This is a genomic window from Microbacterium marinilacus (assembly GCF_019753765.1).
Classification (GTDB): domain Bacteria; phylum Actinomycetota; class Actinomycetes; order Actinomycetales; family Microbacteriaceae; genus Microbacterium; species Microbacterium marinilacus.
In genome coordinates this window covers 169,989-187,564 of sequence record NZ_JAIJZW010000004.1, presented here as the reverse complement: position 1 = coordinate 187,564, position 17,576 = coordinate 169,989, and the positions used below count along the sequence as shown (strand labels likewise).

At 71.5% G+C, this 17,576-nt stretch carries 15 protein-coding genes; 10 read left to right on the top strand and 5 right to left on the bottom strand.

All coding sequences use genetic code 11. The annotated features are described in order from the left end of the window. Positions 1-600 precede the first annotated feature (600 nt). Positions 601-1,212 carry a helix-hairpin-helix domain-containing protein gene (locus K5S26_RS08625; RefSeq protein WP_221857574.1) on the bottom strand — a complete coding sequence of 204 codons (612 nt, stop codon included), beginning with the start codon at positions 1,210-1,212 and terminating at the stop codon, positions 601-603. A 114-nt stretch (positions 1,213-1,326) separates the two neighbouring features. After that, positions 1,327-2,607 carry an outer membrane protein assembly factor BamB family protein gene (locus tag K5S26_RS08620; RefSeq protein WP_221857573.1) on the bottom strand — a complete coding sequence of 427 codons (1,281 nt, stop codon included), beginning with the start codon at positions 2,605-2,607 and terminating at the stop codon, positions 1,327-1,329. 192 nt (positions 2,608-2,799) lie between these two features. Here K5S26_RS08620 and K5S26_RS08615 point away from each other — a divergent pair, with 192 nt between their 5' ends. Continuing rightward, on the top strand, positions 2,800-3,627 hold the full coding sequence (locus tag K5S26_RS08615) for an IclR family transcriptional regulator domain-containing protein (RefSeq protein ID WP_221857572.1): 828 nt from the start codon (positions 2,800-2,802) through the stop codon (positions 3,625-3,627). Positions 3,628-3,639: 12 nt separating this feature from the next. On the opposite strand, the gene K5S26_RS08610 is transcribed toward K5S26_RS08615, so the two are convergent. Beyond that, entirely contained in the window at positions 3,640-4,767 is a 1,128-nt protein-coding gene (locus K5S26_RS08610) for an NDMA-dependent alcohol dehydrogenase (RefSeq protein WP_221857571.1), read from the bottom strand. 294 nt (positions 4,768-5,061) lie between these two features. Here K5S26_RS08610 and K5S26_RS08605 point away from each other — a divergent pair, with 294 nt between their 5' ends. Genes K5S26_RS08605 through K5S26_RS08590 form a run of 4 tightly spaced genes read left to right on the top strand, consistent with a single transcriptional unit; the run spans position 5,062 to position 8,526 of the window. Next, positions 5,062-6,051, top strand: a complete 990-nt coding sequence (locus tag K5S26_RS08605; RefSeq protein ID WP_221857570.1) for an ABC transporter substrate-binding protein — start codon at positions 5,062-5,064, stop codon at positions 6,049-6,051. A gap of 23 nt (positions 6,052-6,074) precedes the next feature. Then, positions 6,075-6,908 (top strand): ABC transporter permease, encoded by an 834-nt coding sequence (locus tag K5S26_RS08600; RefSeq protein WP_221857569.1) that lies wholly within the window; start codon positions 6,075-6,077, stop codon positions 6,906-6,908. Next, positions 6,905-7,675: an ABC transporter permease gene (locus tag K5S26_RS08595; RefSeq protein WP_221857568.1), complete on the top strand. Its 771-nt coding sequence runs from the start codon at positions 6,905-6,907 to the stop codon at positions 7,673-7,675. Before K5S26_RS08600 ends, K5S26_RS08595 begins: the two co-directional genes overlap by 4 nt. Continuing rightward, a complete protein-coding gene (locus K5S26_RS08590; RefSeq protein WP_308122850.1) occupies positions 7,672-8,526 on the top strand; it encodes an ABC transporter ATP-binding protein in 855 nt (284 codons plus the stop codon). Before K5S26_RS08595 ends, K5S26_RS08590 begins: the two co-directional genes overlap by 4 nt. A gap of 49 nt (positions 8,527-8,575) precedes the next feature. Here K5S26_RS08590 and K5S26_RS08585 read toward each other — a convergent pair whose 3' ends face one another. Beyond that, positions 8,576-10,018 carry an aldehyde dehydrogenase family protein gene (locus tag K5S26_RS08585; RefSeq protein ID WP_221857567.1) on the bottom strand — a complete coding sequence of 481 codons (1,443 nt, stop codon included), beginning with the start codon at positions 10,016-10,018 and terminating at the stop codon, positions 8,576-8,578. 122 nt (positions 10,019-10,140) lie between these two features. Next, positions 10,141-12,714, bottom strand: coding sequence for a leucine--tRNA ligase (gene leuS, locus K5S26_RS08580; RefSeq protein WP_308122849.1), 2,574 nt, complete (start codon positions 12,712-12,714; stop codon positions 10,141-10,143). 79 nt (positions 12,715-12,793) lie between these two features. Here leuS and K5S26_RS08575 point away from each other — a divergent pair, with 79 nt between their 5' ends. From K5S26_RS08575 to K5S26_RS08555, 5 genes are read left to right on the top strand one after another with little or no spacing between them, the layout of a single operon-like run. Continuing rightward, positions 12,794-13,432, top strand: coding sequence for a DedA family protein (locus tag K5S26_RS08575; RefSeq protein WP_221857565.1), 639 nt, complete (start codon positions 12,794-12,796; stop codon positions 13,430-13,432). 49 nt (positions 13,433-13,481) lie between these two features. Next, positions 13,482-14,516 (top strand): App1 family protein phosphatidate phosphatase, encoded by a 1,035-nt coding sequence (locus tag K5S26_RS08570; protein WP_221857564.1) that lies wholly within the window; start codon positions 13,482-13,484, stop codon positions 14,514-14,516. A gap of 43 nt (positions 14,517-14,559) precedes the next feature. Beyond that, positions 14,560-15,279, top strand: coding sequence for an SOS response-associated peptidase (locus K5S26_RS08565; RefSeq protein ID WP_221857563.1), 720 nt, complete (start codon positions 14,560-14,562; stop codon positions 15,277-15,279). Positions 15,280-15,338: 59 nt separating this feature from the next. Then, positions 15,339-16,628 (top strand): M18 family aminopeptidase, encoded by a 1,290-nt coding sequence (locus tag K5S26_RS08560; RefSeq protein WP_221857562.1) that lies wholly within the window; start codon positions 15,339-15,341, stop codon positions 16,626-16,628. Then, positions 16,625-17,527: a dihydrodipicolinate synthase family protein gene (locus K5S26_RS08555; protein ID WP_308122848.1), complete on the top strand. Its 903-nt coding sequence runs from the start codon at positions 16,625-16,627 to the stop codon at positions 17,525-17,527. The genes K5S26_RS08560 and K5S26_RS08555 overlap by 4 nt, the downstream gene beginning before the upstream one ends. The last annotated feature ends 49 nt before the right edge of the window (positions 17,528-17,576 follow it).

Below are 17,576 nucleotides of genomic sequence, written 5' to 3'. Positions count from 1 at the left end.
CGCCGGGCGGGAAGGCGGGACGTCCCTATGAGGAGCGCAGCGGACGACCATGCCACTTGGGGACGAGGGACGTCGAACCCCGCCGCCATTCGTTCATCGAACGTCCGCCGGATTCGTCCGGGCCGAGACGCTCTCGACAGACGCAGGCGTGGCTATGCCTCGACGTACTCCTGACGAACACGGCCGGCGGAGGCGTTCTCGAGGTAACCGAAGTCCTCGTCGGAGTTCAGGATCACTGCGTCGTCGACGACGGCGTACGCGGCGATGAGGCAGTCGAACGCCGCGGCGGCGCGAACGGGGCCGCTCTCCCAGAGCGGCTGCTGGAGATCGAGGGCGTCGCGCTCGGCGAGGTGTTCCCACGACGAGGTAGGTCGTCACGACGCATGCTTTGCGGCGCGGCGGCGCGGACCTGACGCATGGTCTGGCGTCGCCGGTGGGGCGGCCGCAGGAGCATCGATCGGGTCAGGCGCGAAGCGACGACGGATGATCCGTTCCACGGCCGCGGGCTGACGGCGCACCGCGATCAGCGTACGAAGCGCCAGGTCGACCGTCTCGCGGTTGCTCTTCGTTCGGGCGAGCTCCTTAGCCTGCTGGAGACGATCACCCGACGCGGACCAGGGGACGCAGCGCCTCGAGCATCTTGTCGCCGATGCCGGACACCGCCAGCAGGTCCTCCACGCTCTCGAAACGGCCGTTCGCCTCGCGCCACTCGATGATGCGCGCCGCCAGCGCCGGGCCGATGCGCGGCAGCTCCTCGAGTGCGGCGGCATCGGCGGCGTTGATGTCGACGGTCGCCTCGGCGCCGCTGCCGCCCTCCACCGTCACCGGCGGCGGCGCCTCACCCTCCGCCGGCACCACCAGCTGCTCGCCGTCGCTGACGACGCGGGCGAGGTTCACGGCGGCGCCGGCCGCGTCGTCCGTGAGTCCGCCGGCGGCCGCTATCGCATCGACGACCCGTGCGCCCGCGGGCAGCACATACAGTCCCGGCGCGCGCACCGACCCGTCGACGTGCACGTACACGCGCCCGGCGGCCACCGTCGCGACAGGGCTCGGCGTCGCCTCACCCGTCACGTGCTCCACGGGGGTCGAGGCCGACCGCCAGACACCGACGCCGATCGTCATGCCGAGGGCGGCGACCGTCAGCACCACGACCGCGCCGAGGCCCAGCCGCACTCGGCGCGGCGGAGCGCTGATCCCCTCGACGGTCGGCATACGCCCACGCTACGGAGCACCGCGCCACCCGATCCCTCCCCGCACCCGGCGGTGTACAGGCCGTGGGACGGAAGCCCCTGGGGACGACCGGCGGCGCCGACAGTCCGCAGCCGCTCAGCCGGTCGCGGGCAGGAACACCACTCGGTCCTGGTCGAGCTGCAGCACCAGCGCGCCGTGCTCGTTGACTGCGAGGAAGCGCCCCGGCACACCCGCCGTCACGTCCTCTCCGGTGTCGCCGTCCAGCACGACGCCCTCGCCCGCGTCGACGCTGCCGTACACCAGGCCGCCGAACAGCACCGGGTTCCTCGGCGCGACGCGCTCGTCGGTCGGGAGCTCCCACCTGACGGAGAGCGATGTCGGATCGATCGACCGGATCCCGTTCCCGGAGACGTCGTAGAGCAGGTCGCCGTCGGTCGCGGGCCCGTCAAGGAGGAGGTCCGGCACCTCCTGCCGCGCCTCGCCGGTCAGCGGGTCGAGGATGCTCGTCACGGCGTCCGCTCCCGAGTACGTGCGCGGGGTCACCACGAGCCCGGCCGGCGTGTCCGCCGCCGCCGCCGACGTGACGGCCGTCGATGCGTCGCCGCCGGCGATCCACAGCTGCTCCCCGGTCGAGGGGTCGATGCCCGCCAGCTGCGGGTACGGGCTGTCCTCGGGAGTGCGCACCATGAGCAGCGCATCGGGCGTCGTGTGCTGCAGCGTCCCCGCAGCGGTCCACTCGACGTCGTGCGCACTCCTGTCCACGGACGCGACCATGCCCTGCTGCGTGATGCCGTCCCCCGCGTATGCGACGAGCACCCTCTCGTCGTCCACGGCAGCGATGCTCACGGAGACCGCTGCGGTGTCGGTTACCTCCTCGGGCGCCGGCACGTCGCTGCTCCAGTCGATCTCCCCGCTCGTCGCGTCGACCGCGATCACCTGGAAGGCGAACGAGTCGGTGCTGGTGCCTCCGCCCTCCCATCGCACGGTGCTGACGGCGTACACGAGGGACCCGTCGTCGCTGACGCGCGGCGCTCCCGCGCCCCGCTCGTCATAGAAGACGCCGGCGACCTGCTGCTCGCCGGAATCGGGGAACGCGGTCTCCCAGAGGGTCTCGCCGCTGAGCAGATCGGCCGCGCTGACGGACGTGCCGGTCATGGCGTAGACGCGATCACCGGCGAGCGTGTATCTGCTCGAGAAGTCACCGGCCAGGTTCGCGTCGACGGCGTCCAGCTCGATGGGGACGGGATCGCCCTCGAAGGCCCGCGGAGAGGCGAACGACGCGAGCTCAGGAGCCTCCGTCGAGGCGTCCGGCGCCGGAGTCGTCGGCTCCGGGGCGCCGTTCGCGGGGGCACAGCCGGCGACGAACGCCGTCGCCACGAGCATGCTGACCACGGACGCGATGCGCTTCACTGTCACCCGGAAAAGATATCGCGAGGCCGCGGCCGGCCCCGCGGCCGCGTCACACCACCGTCATCGCCGTCGACGCGCGGCGGAACCGGCGAGACTCGACGCCCGGGGACCCGCCCCCGCCGGATCCCGATCCGCGCTGACGCCATCCCTACTATGGAGAGGCAGCGCCGCGAGGCGACGCCCAGGAGGGAGCCCCGCATGACCGATGAGCGCTCACGCGACCGGATCCAGAGCATCGAGCGCGGCATCGAGGTGCTGCTCGCCTTCGGCGGCCACGACGCCGCGCTCAGCGTCGCGGCCATCGCGGGCCAGGTCGGCCTGTCGCGGCCGGTGGTGCGACGGATCCTGCTGACGTTCGAGCATCTGGGATACGCGGAGTCCACGGGCGGCGTCTGGCGCCTCACCCCGCGCATCCTCGAGCTGAGCGCCGGCTACTTCGCGGCGTCCTCGCTGCCGGAGATCTCGTACCGCTACCTGTCCGACGCGGTCGGCCGCACCGGCGAGACGTGCAGCATCGGCGTGCTGGACGGCCGTCACGTGATGCACGTCGCGCGCGTGGAGGACCGGCGCCCGCTGCCCGACGCCGTCCGCATCGGCCAGCGGCTGCCCGCGCACGCCACGGCGCTCGGCAAGGTGCTGCTCGCCGATCTGGACGACGCCGAGCTCGACACCCACCTCGCCGAGGAGCCGCTCGAGCCGCACACGCCTCGGACTCTCACCGACCCCGCCGCGCTGCGCGAGCGCATCGCGCAGGTACGGACGCGGGGGTACGACGTCTCGCTCGAGGAGCTGCACCCGGGCATGCTCGCCGTCGCGGTGCCGATCGTCGTCGACGGCAGCACCGTCGGCGCGCTCTCGGCATCGTCCACGACGGTGCGAGAGACCGAGGAGTCGCTCGTGGGCGTCGTGCTGCCGATCCTCACCCAGACCGCCGCGGACATCGCGCGCGCCTACCGCAACGCCAACCCGCAGGTGTTCCGCAACGGCTCCCGCGCCCGACGCGTCGCGCCCGGCGCGGCGTCCTAGCGGCGGGCGCCCTCAGGCGTGCACGATTCCGCCGCGAACGTTCCTTCCCGCCAGCAGGTCGTCGTAGCCCTGACCGATGTCGTCCAGGGCATAGGTCGCGGAGATGAGCTCGTCGAGCTTCAGCTGGCCCGCGCGGTACATCGCGTACTGCCGGGGGATGTCCGCCCGGGGGTTGCTGGCACCGTAGATCGCGCCCTGGATGCGCTTCTGGTAGCGGGTGATGTCGAGGGGCGGGATCGGGATGCTCGTCTCCGATGCCGGCGCGATCGACGTGACGACGACGGTGCCCGCCTTGCGGATCGAGTAGAACGCGTCGGCCACGTCCTTGCCGCTCAACACGCCGACGGTGAGGATGGCACGGTCGGCACCCTGCCAGTCCGTGATCGTCCGCGCGAACTCGCTCGCCTCCTCGATCGTCGCGAAGGCGTGCGTCGCCCCCACCTCGAGCGCCTTCTCGCGCTTGAGCTCCACCGGGTCGACGGCGATGACAGCGACCGCGCCGGCGTGCCGCGCACCCTGGACCGCGTTGATCCCCACCCCGCCGATGCCGATCACGATGACGACGTCGCCGGGCTCGGTCTGCGCCGCGTACACGGCGGATCCCCATCCCGTGCCGACACCGCAGCCCAGCAGCCACAGCTTGTCGAGCGGGGCGTCCTCCGGCAGCTTCACCGCCGAGTCGACGTCGACGACCGTCCGCTCGGCGAACGTGCCGAGACCGCACATCTGTCCGACCGGCGTGCCGTCCGGCAGCGAGACGCGGTAGCTGTCGACGTCCGTGAACCGGCTGCCGCGCATCAGGTAGGCGCCGAGGTTGCAGAGGTTCGTCATGCCCTCGTTGCACCACCGGCACTTGCCGCAGCTCGCGATGAACGAGAACACGACCTTGTCGCCGACCTCCCAGCCCGGGGTGTGCGGCCCGACGGCCTCGACGACGCCGGTTCCCTCGTGCCCGCCGACCATCGGCAGCGTCCCGGCGGTACTGTCGCCGGTCGCCAGGTGGTAGTCGGAGTGGCACAGGCCGCTCACCGCCATCTTCACGAGGATCTCTCCCTGTCGCGGGTCGTCGAGGACGACGTCGGTCACCTCGAACGAGCCGGGCTGGTCGCGGACGATCGCCGCGCGCGTCTGAATGGGCATGGTCTCTCCTTTGAAACGTCGCCGGAACGGTCGCCGAGGCGTTCGTGGGACGGGTGCCCGCCGATCGGCTGGCGCTCACGCTAGCGGACTTCCCGGCGACGTGCACCGCAGAGCGTACATATCGCACGCCCTGCGGAACTTTTTCCTGGACACCTCGTGCCCGGTGTGGAACGATCGCGATCGTCCGGAGCACGCAGCAGCGGGCGCATCAGACAGTCGTCAACGTCGACGGCCGTGCCCCTGCTCCACCCGACCCGTGACACAGAGCATGTCCAACTGGCAACGGAGGCAGTCATGGCATTCCCCCACACCCGATCCCTCGCCGGCATCGCCGGCATCGTGCTCGTCCTCGGGCTCGCCGCGTGCGGCTCCTCGTCGTCGTCGGGCGACGGCGAGGGCGACGACGGGCCTCGCGACCTCGTGGCCGGGGTCATCCCCGTCACCGACATCGGCCCGGTGTACATGGCGGAGAAGAACGGCGTCTTCGAGGAGCACGGTTTCGAGCTCACCCTGCAGCAGGCCGGGTCGTCGACCGAGATCATCCAGGCCATGCAGTCGGGGCAGGTGCAGATCGGCTACGGCGGCACGACCGGCGTCTTCCAGGCGATCGAGGGCGGCGTCGACCTGGTGATCATCGCCGCCGCCAGCGCGACTCCGGATGATCCGGAGAACGGGATCAACGATCTCCTCGTCACCGCCGACAGCCCGCTCACGTCCGCGAAGGACCTCGAGGGCAAGAAGGTCGCGGTGAACGCGCCGGGCGGGTACACGCAGCTGCTGTCCGACATCGCGGTGAAGGCCGACGGCGGCGACCCGTCGAAGGTCCAGTACGTGCAGATGGGCGTGCCCGACCAGCCGGCCGCCCTCGAGAGCGGGGCGATCGACGCGTTCGTCGCCGGGGAGCCGTTCGGCACCCTGGGGCGCGAGGAGAAGGGCTTCCGGACGCTCGCCAACCCGTTCGTCTCGCTGTCGGATCACGCCGTCGTCGCCGGCGCGTGGTACGCCCTCCGCGAGGCCGTCGACGCCGACCCCGAGCTGTACGGCGAGATCGCCGACACCATCGACGAGGCCAATGCGTACGCGCTGGAGAACGACGACGAGCTGCGCGAGAGCATCGCGGAGTTCACCAAGATCGACCCCGAGCTGGCGGCCCGCATCCGTCTGGGCTCGTACGGGCAGCTGCCCCTGACGGCGGAGAACCTGCAGGCGCTCGCCGACTGGTCGCTCGAGCTCGGCTACATCCAGAACCCCGTCGACCTCGACGCCATCATCTGGGAGCGGTGAGCGCGACCGATCGGTCCTCGTCGATGACCTCCGCAACCGCCCCGGCCGACGGCCGCGCGCCCTTCCTGCAGTCGCGCTGGTCGACCCCGGTGCTCGGCGCGACCGGCATCCTCGTCTTCCTCGCCCTGTGGGAGGCCGCCCCTCGCCTCGACCTCGTCAACGCCGCGTATCTTCCTCCCTTCTCGGAGGTCGTGCCGCGCATCGCCGAGGTCGTCGCCGGCCCCGGGCTGCGCGAGGAGTTCTGGCGCGCCGTGTCGATGACGATGCTCGGCTGGGCGGCAGGACTCGCCATCGCGCTCGTCCTCGGCGTCGTCCTGGGCGTCGTGATCGGCTCCAGCCGGTGGATCCGCGAGTACACCGGCTCGACCATCGAGTTCCTCCGCCCCATCCCCTCGGTCGGCCTCATCCCCGTGGCGGTCGTGATCTTCGGGGTGCGGCCGACCGCCACGGTGTTCGTCGTCGCGTGGGCGTGCTTCTGGGTCGTGCTGGTCCACGTCATCGCCGGCGTCGCCGACGTCGACCCGGTGGCCGACGCGACCGCCCGCAGCTACGGCATGGGCCCCCTTCAGCGTGCCGCCCATGTGGTGTGGCCCACCGCGCTGCCGTACCTCATGACGGGCACGCGGCTGTCGGCGACGATCGCCCTCGTCGTCGCGATCACGATCGAGATCGTCGTGGGGGCGCCCGGCATCGGTCAGATGATCGCGACCTATCAGTCGGCGGGCAACGTCGGCGTGGTCTACGCGCTCGCGATCCTCGCGGGGGTCCTCGGCCTGCTGATCAACCTCGCGATGCGGCGGCTCGAGGACACGCTGCTCGCCTGGCACTCGTCGGTGCGGCAGGAGGACGCGGCATGAGGGCCGTCAGGGCGGTCTCGGCCGCGCTCGCGCTGCCGATCGTCATCGTCGCGATCTGGTGGCTCGGCACCCGGGGCACCACGAATCCCTTCGTGCCGAAGCCCGACCTGATGCTCTCCGACCTCGTCTCCGTGTGGATCGGCCCGCTGCTGGTCGAGCAGGTGACGCCGTCGCTCTACCGGCTGCTCGTCGGGCTGGGGGGCGCCATCGTGGTCGGCACCCTGCTCGGAGTTCTGATCGGCTCGAGCCGCGTCGCACGCCGGATGACCGGGCCGATCTTCGAGTTCATCCGCGCGGTGCCGCCACCCGTGCTGCTGCCCGTCCTGCTGCTGATCATGGGCATCGACGATCGCTCGAAGATCTTCCTGATCTTCCTGGGGTGCCTCTGGCCGATCCTGCTCAACGCGATCGACGGCGTCCGGTCGGTGGACCCGGTGCTCTCCGAGACGACGGCCTCCTACGGGATGACGGGATGGACGCGCTTCCGGCACTTCGTGCTGCCCGCGGCGCTGCCGCGCATCATGACGGGCATCCGGCTCGCGCTGCCGATCGCCATCATCCTCATGGTGGTGTCGGAGATGTACGCCGCCACGGACGGCATCGGATACCGGGTGATGCTCTTCAAGCAGACGTTCCAGAACGGCCCGATGTGGGCGGGCATCCTGCTGATCGGCCTGATCGGCGTCGTCATCGCCGCCGTCTACGGCTGGATCGAGAGGCGGAGCCTGGCCTGGTACCACGGCCAGCGAGAGAGGGAGAAGCAGTGAGCGCAGATGTCGCGGCGGGATCCGCCGCAGGAGAGGTCCTGCTCTCCGTGCAGGGCGTGCAGAAGGTCTACCGGACGGAGAAGGGGCCGTTCGAGGCGGTGCGCGATCTCACCTTCGACGTGCACCGCGGCGAGTTCACCTGTCTGGTCGGGCCGTCCGGCTCGGGCAAGACGACACTTCTGAAGGTGATCTCCGGCCTGATGCCCGCGACGTCCGGCCGGGTTCTGCTCGACGGCGAGGTCATCGACGGCCCGCCGAAGAACATGGCTCTCGTGTTCCAGGAGTACGGGCGCTCGCTCTACCCCTGGCTGCGGGTCGCCGACAACGTCGAGCTGCCGCTGAAGACGAGCGGCGTGCCGAAGCCGGAGCGGCGGCGACGCGTCGCGGAGGCATTGGACGCCGTCGGTCTCGCGCACGTGCCGACGTCGTACCCGTGGCAGCTCTCGGGCGGCATGCAGCAGCGCGTGGCCATCGCGCGCGCCATCGCCTACCAGCCGGAGATCCTGCTCATGGACGAGCCCTTCGCCGCGGTCGACGCGCAGACCCGCGCCGACCTCGAGGACCTCGTGCGATCGGCCGCGCGCCGCCTCGGTCTCACCGTGCTGTTCGTCACGCACGACATCGACGAGTCGGTGTACCTCGGGGAGCGCGTCATCATCCTCTCCTCGTCGCCCACCATCGTGCTCGAGGACCTCGGGATCGACCTGCCCGACGAGCGCGACCAGCTGGAGACGCGCTCCCTGCCGGACTTCGTGGATCTGCGCCGCCACGTGTACGCGCAGATCCAGAAGGCGAAGAGCTACACGGGCGACACGGAGGGCGTCCGGACGGTCCGGACGCCGGCGCGGTGACCGGTCGGCACGGCTCTCGACGGCCGGCCGGCGCCGCGCCGTCCCGGCCTCAGCGCCAGATCGACTTGACCTCCTGGTAGTTGCGCACGGCCTCGATGCCGAACTCCCGGCCGAGGCCCGAGTCCTTGTAGCCGCCGTAGGGGGTGTTGAGATCGGGCCGGTAGCCGTTCAGGCCGATCGACCCCGTGCGCACCCGGCGGGCGACCGGCAGCACCTCGTCCGGGTCGCCGTAGACGGCACCCGCCAGTCCGTAGCGGCTGTCGTTCGCGATGCGCACCGCATCGTCGACGTCGGCGTACGGGTGCACCGAGACGACGGGGCCGAACACCTCCTCCTGCGCGATCTCGCTGTCCGGTGCGGCGTCGGTCACGACCGTCGGCGCGACGAAGTACCCCTCGTCGGGCAGCGGTGTGTCGCCCGCCAGCAGGGTCGCCCCCTGGGCGCGGGCACGACCGACCATGCCCGTGACCCTGTCGTGGATGCGCCGGGACACCAACGGCCCGAGCTCGGTGCTCTCGTCGAGGGGATCTCCGACACGCAGGTCGCGTGCGAGGTCGACGAGCCTGTCGACGACCTCGGCGTAGAGCGGGCGCGGCGCCAGCACCCGCGCCATGAGCGCGCAGGTCTGTCCGGTGTTGTCGAACGAGGCGCCCCGCAGGCTCGCGAACACGGCGTCCAGATCGGCGGACTCCAGGATGATCGCCGCCGACTTGCCGCCGAGCTCGAGCGTGACCGGCATCAGCCGCTGCCCCGCGATGGAGGCGATGGTCCGCCCCGCCTCGGACGAGCCCGTGAAGCCCACCTTGTCGATGCCCGGATGGGCGACCAGCGCGCGACCGGTGTCGCGACCTCCGGGAACGATGTTGATGACCCCGGGCGGCATGCCGATGGCCAGGCTCGCCTCGGCGAGGTTGAAGATGTCGAGCGGCGACTCCGGCGCCGGCTTGATCACGACCGTGCAGCCGGCCGCGAGCGCGGGGGCGAGCTTGAGCGTCGTCGACGCCTGCGGGTGGTTCCAGGGCACGATCAGCGCGGCGACGCCGAGCGGCTCGCGCTGCACGATCGACGTGCCCTCACGGTTGGCGTTCGGGCGCTCCTCCTCGTCGAACCCGGCCTGCCGCGCGAGGCGCGCGTAGTACCGCAGGTGCGCCACCGGGCGCACTCCGCCCCAGGGGCGCGACAGCGCGACCGGCTGGCCGATCTCGGCGGTGATGAGGGCCGATGTCTCCGGCCCCCGACGTTCCAGCTCGTCGGCGAGGCGGTCGATCCAGTCCGCCCGCTCGGACGCGGACATACGGGGCCAGGGACCCTCGTCGAACGCGGCACGTGCGGCCCGCACGGCCCGATCGACGTCCTCTTCTCCCCCGTCGACCGCGCGTCCCACCTCGCGGTGGTCGACGGGGCTCTCCACGACGATCTCTGCGCGGCTTGCGGGGCTCAGCCACTCGCCGCCGGCGAACACGCGATCGCGCAACACCATTGTTGTCACCATGCCGCGAGCGTAGCGCTACTGCCCTCGGGAGGGAACACCTGGCGTTCGTTCCGCACGCTGTGCGTACAGTCGTGGGAACGCCGAAGCGAGCCCTTTCCCCTCCCGTCAGCTCGAGGACGGGATCACTTCGTGGAGAAGCTCACGACCTTCGGGGCACGCACGATGGCGCGCACGATCTCTCGGTCGCCGAGCGCCCGCAGCACGCGCTCGTCCGCGCGCGCGCGCTGCTCCAGCGCCTCCGGGTCGATCTTCGCCGGCACCTCGAGCGTCGCGCGCACCTTGCCGTCGATCTGCACGACGGCGGTCACCGCCTCCTCGACCAGGAGGGCAGGGTCGGCGTTGCGCCACGTCACGCGTCCGACGGACCCCCGGTAGCCCAGCAGCTCCCACATCTCCTCGGCGGTGTGGGGTGCGAACAGGTCGAGGATCATGGCGGTCGCCTCGACGGCCTCGCGCACGGCGGGGTCGGAGGCGCCGGCCGAGCCGTCGACCGCCTTGCGGATCGCGTTGACGAGCTCCATGAGCCGCGCCACCACGACGTTGAACTTCGTCTGCTCGACCAGCACCGGGGCGTCGGCGAGCAGACGGTGGGTCACCCGGCGCAACGCCGCGTCGCCCTCCGCCCACACGACGTCCTGCGGGCTGTCGACCTCCTGCGCGAGACGCAGCGCACGCGCCAGGAACTTCTGCGCACCGGTGGTCGAGACGTCCTTCCAGTCCTTGTCGTCCTCCACGGGGCCGGCGAACGCCAGCGCGACACGCAGCGCGTCCGCGCCGTGGCGCTCGAGCTCCTCGCTGAACAGCACGAGGTTGCCCTTCGACTTCGACATCTTCGCGCCGTCGAGGATCACCATGCCCTGGTTGATCAGGCTCGAGAAGGGCTCGGTGAAGTCCACCTGCCCCAGGTCGAACAGCACCTTGGTGATGAAGCGCGCGTACAGCAGGTGCAGGATCGCGTGCTCGACGCCGCCGATGTAGGCGTCGACGGGCGCCCAGCGGTCCGCGTCGCGCGGGTCGAACGCCTTCGCGTCGTTGCCCGGCGACAGGAAGCGCAGGAAGTACCACGAGCTGTCGACGAACGTGTCCATCGTGTCGGGGTCACGCAGAGCGGGCTCCCCCGTGCGCGGGTCGGTGGTCTCCACCCAGCCCGTCGCGGCGCCGAGCGGCGACTGCCCCTTCGGCTTGAGGTCGAGCCCCTGCGCGTCGGGCAGCCGCACGGGCAGCTCGTCGGCGGGGACCGGCACGATGTCGCCGTCCTGGGTGTGGATCATGGGGATCGGCGTCCCCCAGAACCGCTGACGCGAGATCAGCCAGTCGCGCAGGCGGTACTGCTTGGCGGCGCGGCCCTTCCCCTCGGCCTGCAGCTGCTCGATGACGCGGGCGATCGCGTTGCGCTTGGACAGTCCGTCCAGGCTGCCGGAGTTGATCATCCGGCCCTCGCCCGTGAGCGCCTCGCCCGTGCTGCGCGGGTTCATCTCGTCCAGCTGCGGGTCGATCGGCACGCCGTCCTCGTCGAGCTCGATCACCGGGATCGCGCCGGTGATCGGCGCGGTGGTGTCGACGACGACCCGGACCGGCAGGTCGAACTGACGGGCGAAGTCGAGGTCGCGCTGGTCGTGCGCGGGGACGGCCATCACGGCGCCGTGCCCGTAGTCGGCCAGCACGTAGTCGGCGGACCAGATCGGCAGCCGCTCGCCGTTGACCGGGTTGATCGCGTACCGCTCGAGGAACACGCCGGTCTTCGGCCGGTCGGCCGACTGGCGCTCGATGTCGGTCTGCCGCTGCGTCTGCTGGAGGTAGTCCTGGAACCGCTGGCGAGCCTCGGGCGACGCGGCCGAGACCAGCTCCGCCGCCAGGTCGCTGTCGGGCGCGACGACCATGAAGGTCGCCCCGTGCAGCGTGTCGGGACGGGTGGAGAACACCGTCACCTTCTCGGCGCGTCCCTCGATCTCGAAGTCGATGTCGGCTCCGACCGACCGACCGATCCAGTTGCGCTGCATCTGCAGCACCTTGTGGGGCCAGAAGCCCTCCAGCTGGTTCAGGTCGTCCAGCAGCCGGTCGGCGTACTCGGTGATGCGGAAGTACCACTGCGTGAGCTTCTTCTTCACGACCTCCGCGCCGCACCGCTCGCAGCGACCGTCGACGACCTGCTCGTTCGCGAGCACGGTCTGGTCGTTCGGGCACCAGTTGACCGGGCTCTCCTTGCGGTAGGCGAGGCCCCGCTCGTGCAGCTGCTGGAACAGCCACTGGTTCCACCGGTAGTAGTCGTCGTCGCTCGTGTGCAGCACCCGGCTCCAGTCGAACGACACGCCGTACGCCTTCAGGCTCTCGCGCTGCTGGGCGATGTTCGCATAGGTCCACTCTCGCGGGTCGGCCCCACGCTGGATCGCCGCGTTCTCGGCGGGCAGCCCGAACGAGTCCCAGCCGATCGGGTGCAGCACGTTGTAGCCGCGATGACGCCAGAAGCGCGCCACGATGTCGCTGTAGAGATAGTTCTCGGCGTGCCCCATGTGCAGGTCGCCCGAGGGGTACGGGAACATCGCCAGCACGTACTTCCGAGGCCGCGTGTCATCGGCGCCGCCCGCGAGGAACGTGCCGTTCTTCTCCCAGTACGCCTGCCACTTCGCGTGCAGGGCGTGGACGTCGAACGCGCCGTCGGCGGGCGCTGCCTGGGCGGCGGGAGAGTTCTGGGACACGGGTGTAGCCAATCGGATTTCCAGGGAAACGAGCGAGATTCCAGGTTAGCGCCCGGGACCCCCGCTTATGCTCATGCGGGTGAACGAGGCACTGACCTGGCTGCTCGACGTCGTGCAGTCCGTCGATCCCGTGCTGCGCACCCTGCTCGCGGGGCTGGCGATCATGCTCGAGACGAGCGTGCTGATCGGCCTGATCGTCCCGGGCGACACGGTGGTGATCGTCGCGGCGACGGGCGTCTCCTCCACTCTCGAGGGGTTCGTGCTCGGCGCCGTGGTGGTCGTCGGCGCCCTGCTCGGCGAGTCCATCGGCTTCGCCCTCGGGCGCTGGCTCGGGCCGCACATCCGCACGTCGTGGGTCGGACGGCTGATCGGCGAGCAGAACTGGCAGCGATCGGAGCGCTACCTTCGGAGGCGCGGCGGGCTGGCGATCTTCCTGTCGCGGTTCCTCCCGGTCCTGCACTCCCTGGTGCCGCTGACCGTGGGCATGAGCGGCTACTCGTACCGGCGGTTCCTGATGTGGACGCTGCCCGCCTGCGTGCTCTGGACCTCGCTGTACGTCTCGATCGCGGCCGGCGCCGCCCGCTCGTACCGCGAGGCCGCCGACAGCGCGCACTACGCCGGCTACGTCTTCGTCGGTGTGATCCTGCTGCTCGTCGTCGGCGTGTTCACCGCGAAGAAGATCATCGCGCGGGTCGAGCGCCGCCACATGCACGACTGACCCGGGAGGCACCGGGACGAGGGCCGCGTCGCGTGAAAGACTGGGGCGGATGTCCTCCACCACGCACCGCGACCGGATCCATTGGATCGCCCGGATCGAGCGCCGCGTCCACGCCTGGCGTGAGCGGCGCGCTCGACGGCACGGCCGGAAGCCCACGGTCCTGGTCTTCCCCGGCTACGGCGGCGACGGCTGGGTGCGGGTTCTCGGCCGCGTCCTCATCGTGCCGCCCGCGAAGCGCACGAGGACGGGCGAGCTCGCGAGCGTCCGCGGCTGGCGCAGCTTCGTCGGCATCCCGGTCGGCTACGCCTCCGTGTCGATCACCGTCGGCGACCGCGTGCACGAGGTGGTCGCCGACCGCGGCGGGGTGATCGACGCGCGCATCGAGGCCGACCTCGAGCCGGGCTGGCGCCTGGTGACCATGTCGGTGGAGGGCGGCGAGCCCGGGGAGTCGCTCGTGCAGATCGTCTCGCCGGAGGCACGGCGCGGGGTCGTGTGCGACGTCGACGACACCGTGATGGTGACCGCGCTGCCGCGTCCGCTGCTCGCGGCATGGAACTCGTTCGTGGTCGACGAGCACGCCCGCCAGCCCGTGCCGGGCATGGCGGTGCTGCTGTCGCGTCTGTCGCGCCAGCAGCAGGGCGCGCCGATGGTGTACCTCTCGACGGGCGCCTGGAACGTCGCGCCGACGCTCACCCGGTTCCTCAACCGGCACCTCTTCCCCTCGGGGTCGCTGCTGCTCACCGACTGGGGCCCCACCCACGACCGCTGGTTCCGCAGCGGAACCGACCACAAGGTCACGAACCTGCGCCGGCTGGCCGAGGAGTTCCCGGACGTGAGCTGGCTGCTCGTCGGGGACGACGGCCAGCACGACGACGAGATCTACACGCGGTTCACCAGCGAGTACCCGTCGTCGGTCGCCGGCGTCGCGATCCGCCGCCTGTCTCCGGCAGAGGCGGTGCTGGCGGGTGGACGCACGGCCGTCAACGACCACTCGGCCGCCTCGGTGCCGTGGGTCACCGCCGACGACGGCGCGGGCCTCGCGGAGCGCCTCGAGCAGGTGGGCCTGCTCGAGCCCGAGGGCTGATCGGCCGCACGGGATTGTCCGACGCCGGGCATACGCTGGCGGCATGTGCGGACGATTCGTGGTGGCGAGGGTGGGGAGCGAGCTCGTGGGCGAGCTGCGTGTCGATCTGGTGGCCGACGAGCTCCCGGCGCCCTCCTTCAACGTCGCGCCGACCGACTCCGTGGCGATCGTCCTCGACTCGGCGAAGACCGAGCCGCCGACGCGGCGTCTCGAGCCCGCGCGCTGGGGACTCGTGCCCTCCTGGGCGAAGGACACCTCGATCGGCGCACGGGCGATCAACGCGCGCTCGGAGGAGGTCGAGCAGAAGAAGATGTTCCAGAACGCGCTGATGAAGCGACGTGCCATCGTCCCGTCGTCCGGCTACTACGAGTGGCGGCAGGACGGGACCGAGAAGGTGCCGCACTTCATCCATCCTGCGGAGGACGGCGCTCCGCTGCTCTTCGCGGGCCTGTACGAGTGGTGGAAGGACCCGTCGAAGGCCGCGGACGACCCGGCCCGCTGGGTGCTGAGCTTCACGATCCTGACCCGCGACGCGATCGGACCGCTCGGCTCGATCCACGACCGGATGCCGGTCTTCCTCGACGCCGACCATGCCGATGCCTGGCTCGACCCGACCGTGGACTACCCGCTGGACGTGCTCGACGCGGCGGTCGACGCCGCCCCTTACGTGGCGGAGACCCTTGCCTTCCACGCCGTGTCGAAGGCGGTCGGCAACGTCCGCAACGACTCGCCCGACCTCATCGAGCCGCTGCCTGCGGCGTAGCGCGGGGGCCAGGATCGGCCGTCCTCGTGCGCATATCCGCGGCACGCGATAATGAGGTGGTGACCGCCGACAGAGTTCCCGCCGACGCCCGTGCCCACATCGACGACCTCGCCGCTTTCGTGACGGCCTCCCCCTCGTCGTACCACGCCGCCGCCGAGGCGGCGCGCCGAGCGGAGGAGGCGGGCTACACGCGGCTCACGGAGGGCGACCCGTGGGAGCTGGCCGGCGGCGGGCGCTACGTGGTCGTGCGCGACGGCTCCGTGGTCGCCTTCGCGCTGCCGGAGGACACCGGGCCGACCACGCCGTTCACGATCGTGGGCGCTCACACCGACTCCCCCGGCTTCAAGCTCAAGCCGAAGCCCACCACCCACGGCGCCGGCGGGTGGTGGCAGCTCGGCCTCGAGGTGTACGGAGGGCCGCTGCTGAACTCGTGGCTCGACCGAGAGCTCGAGCTCGCGGGACGTCTCGTCACCCTCGACGGCGAGGAGCACCTCGTACGCACGGGCTCGCTGCTGCGCATCCCGCAGCTGGCGATCCACCTCGACCGCGGCGTCAACGACGGCCTCGCCCTCGACAAGCAGCGGCACACCCAGCCGGTCTGGGGGCTCGGCGACGCGGAGAGCGCCGACGTCCTGCAGGCGCTGGCCGCACGCGCCGGCGTGGAGGCGTCCCAGGTCGGCGGCTACGACATCGTCGTCGCCGACACGCAGGAGCCGCGCACGTTCGGTCACGACCAGGAGCTCTTCGCCTCGGGGCGGCTCGACAACCTGCTGTCCGCCCACGCCGCACTCGTCGCTCAGCTCGCGTCGGCCCCCGAGGGCTCGATCGCGATGTACGCGGCGTTCGACCACGAGGAGATCGGCAGCGCATCGAGGTCGGGCGCCGCGGGGCCGTTCCTCGAGGACGTGCTGCGGCGCGTGTCGACGGCGTTCGGCGCGGACGCCGATCAGCGTGCCCAGGCGTTCGCGGCGTCCTTCCATGTCTCGAGCGATGTGGGTCACGCCGTGCATCCCAACTACCCCGAGCGTCACGACCCCGCCAACCGGCCGGTCGCCGGCGGCGGCCCGATCCTGAAGATCAACGCCAACCAGCGCTACGCCACGGACGCGCACGGAGCGGCGGTCTGGAACGCCGCGTGCGAGTCCGCCGGCGTGCCGACGCAGGAGTTCGTCTCGAACAACGCGGTGCCGTGCGGCTCGACCATCGGGCCGATCGCCGCGACCCGGCTCGGCATCCGCACGGTCGACGTGGGCGTGCCGATCCTGTCGATGCACTCCGCCCGCGAGCTGACGGCCGTCGTCGACCCGTGGCACCTCTCGCGCGCGATGTCCGCGGTGCTGGCGCGGTGACCGCGGGCATCGCCGGCGTCAGCGCGTTCCCGTTGACGCCGCTCGCCGACGATCGCCTGGACGAGGACGCCCTCGGCCGTCGGATCGCCCGGATCGCGCAGTCGGGCGTCGACTCGATCACCGTGCTCGGATCGACGGGCTCGGGCCCCTACCTCTCGGAGGCAGAGCGACGCGCCGCCGTGCAGATCGCGGTCGAGCACTCGGGCGAGGTCCCCGTCTACGTCGGGATCGGGGCGCTGCGCACCCGCGACGCCATCCGCCACGGCGAGACCGCGCAGGATGCCGGCGCCGAGGCCGTGCTGCTCCCGCCGCTGGCCTACCAGCCGCTCACCGACGAGGAGGTCGTCGGACTCTACGCGGACGTCGCGAACGCCGTGGAGCTGCCGCTGATCGTGTACGACAACCCCCGCACGACCGGGGTGACGTTCACCGACGAGATGTACCGCAGCGTCGCCGCCCTGCCGCGGGTCGCCTCGGTGAAGACGCCGGGGAGCGCGGCGACCGCGACGCAGGGGCGCATCGACGCGCTGCGTTCGCTCCTGCCGCAGACCGTGACCGTCGGGTTCTCCGGCGACGCCTTCGCGGCCTCCGCCCTCCTGGCGGGCGCCGATGCGTGGTACTCGGTGATCGCGGGCGCGTTCCCGGAGACGGCGCTGCGCCTCGCCCGTGCGGCCCGCGCCGGCGACGCCCGAACGGCCGTGGACGAGACCGCACGGCTGCAACCGCTGTGGGACGCGTTCGCCGCGTACGGCAGCGTTCGGGTCGTCGCGACGATCGCCGAGGCACTCGGTCAGACGGGCGCCGGCTCCCTGCCCCGTCCGCTGCGGGCGCTCGGGGGCGAGGCACGTGTGTCCGTCCTGGGCCTGGTGACCCGGCTGGGTCTGGACGGCGACGGCTGAGGCCCGCTCCAGCCTGCGCCCAGCGTCCCCGGGGCGCGAGCGCCTATCC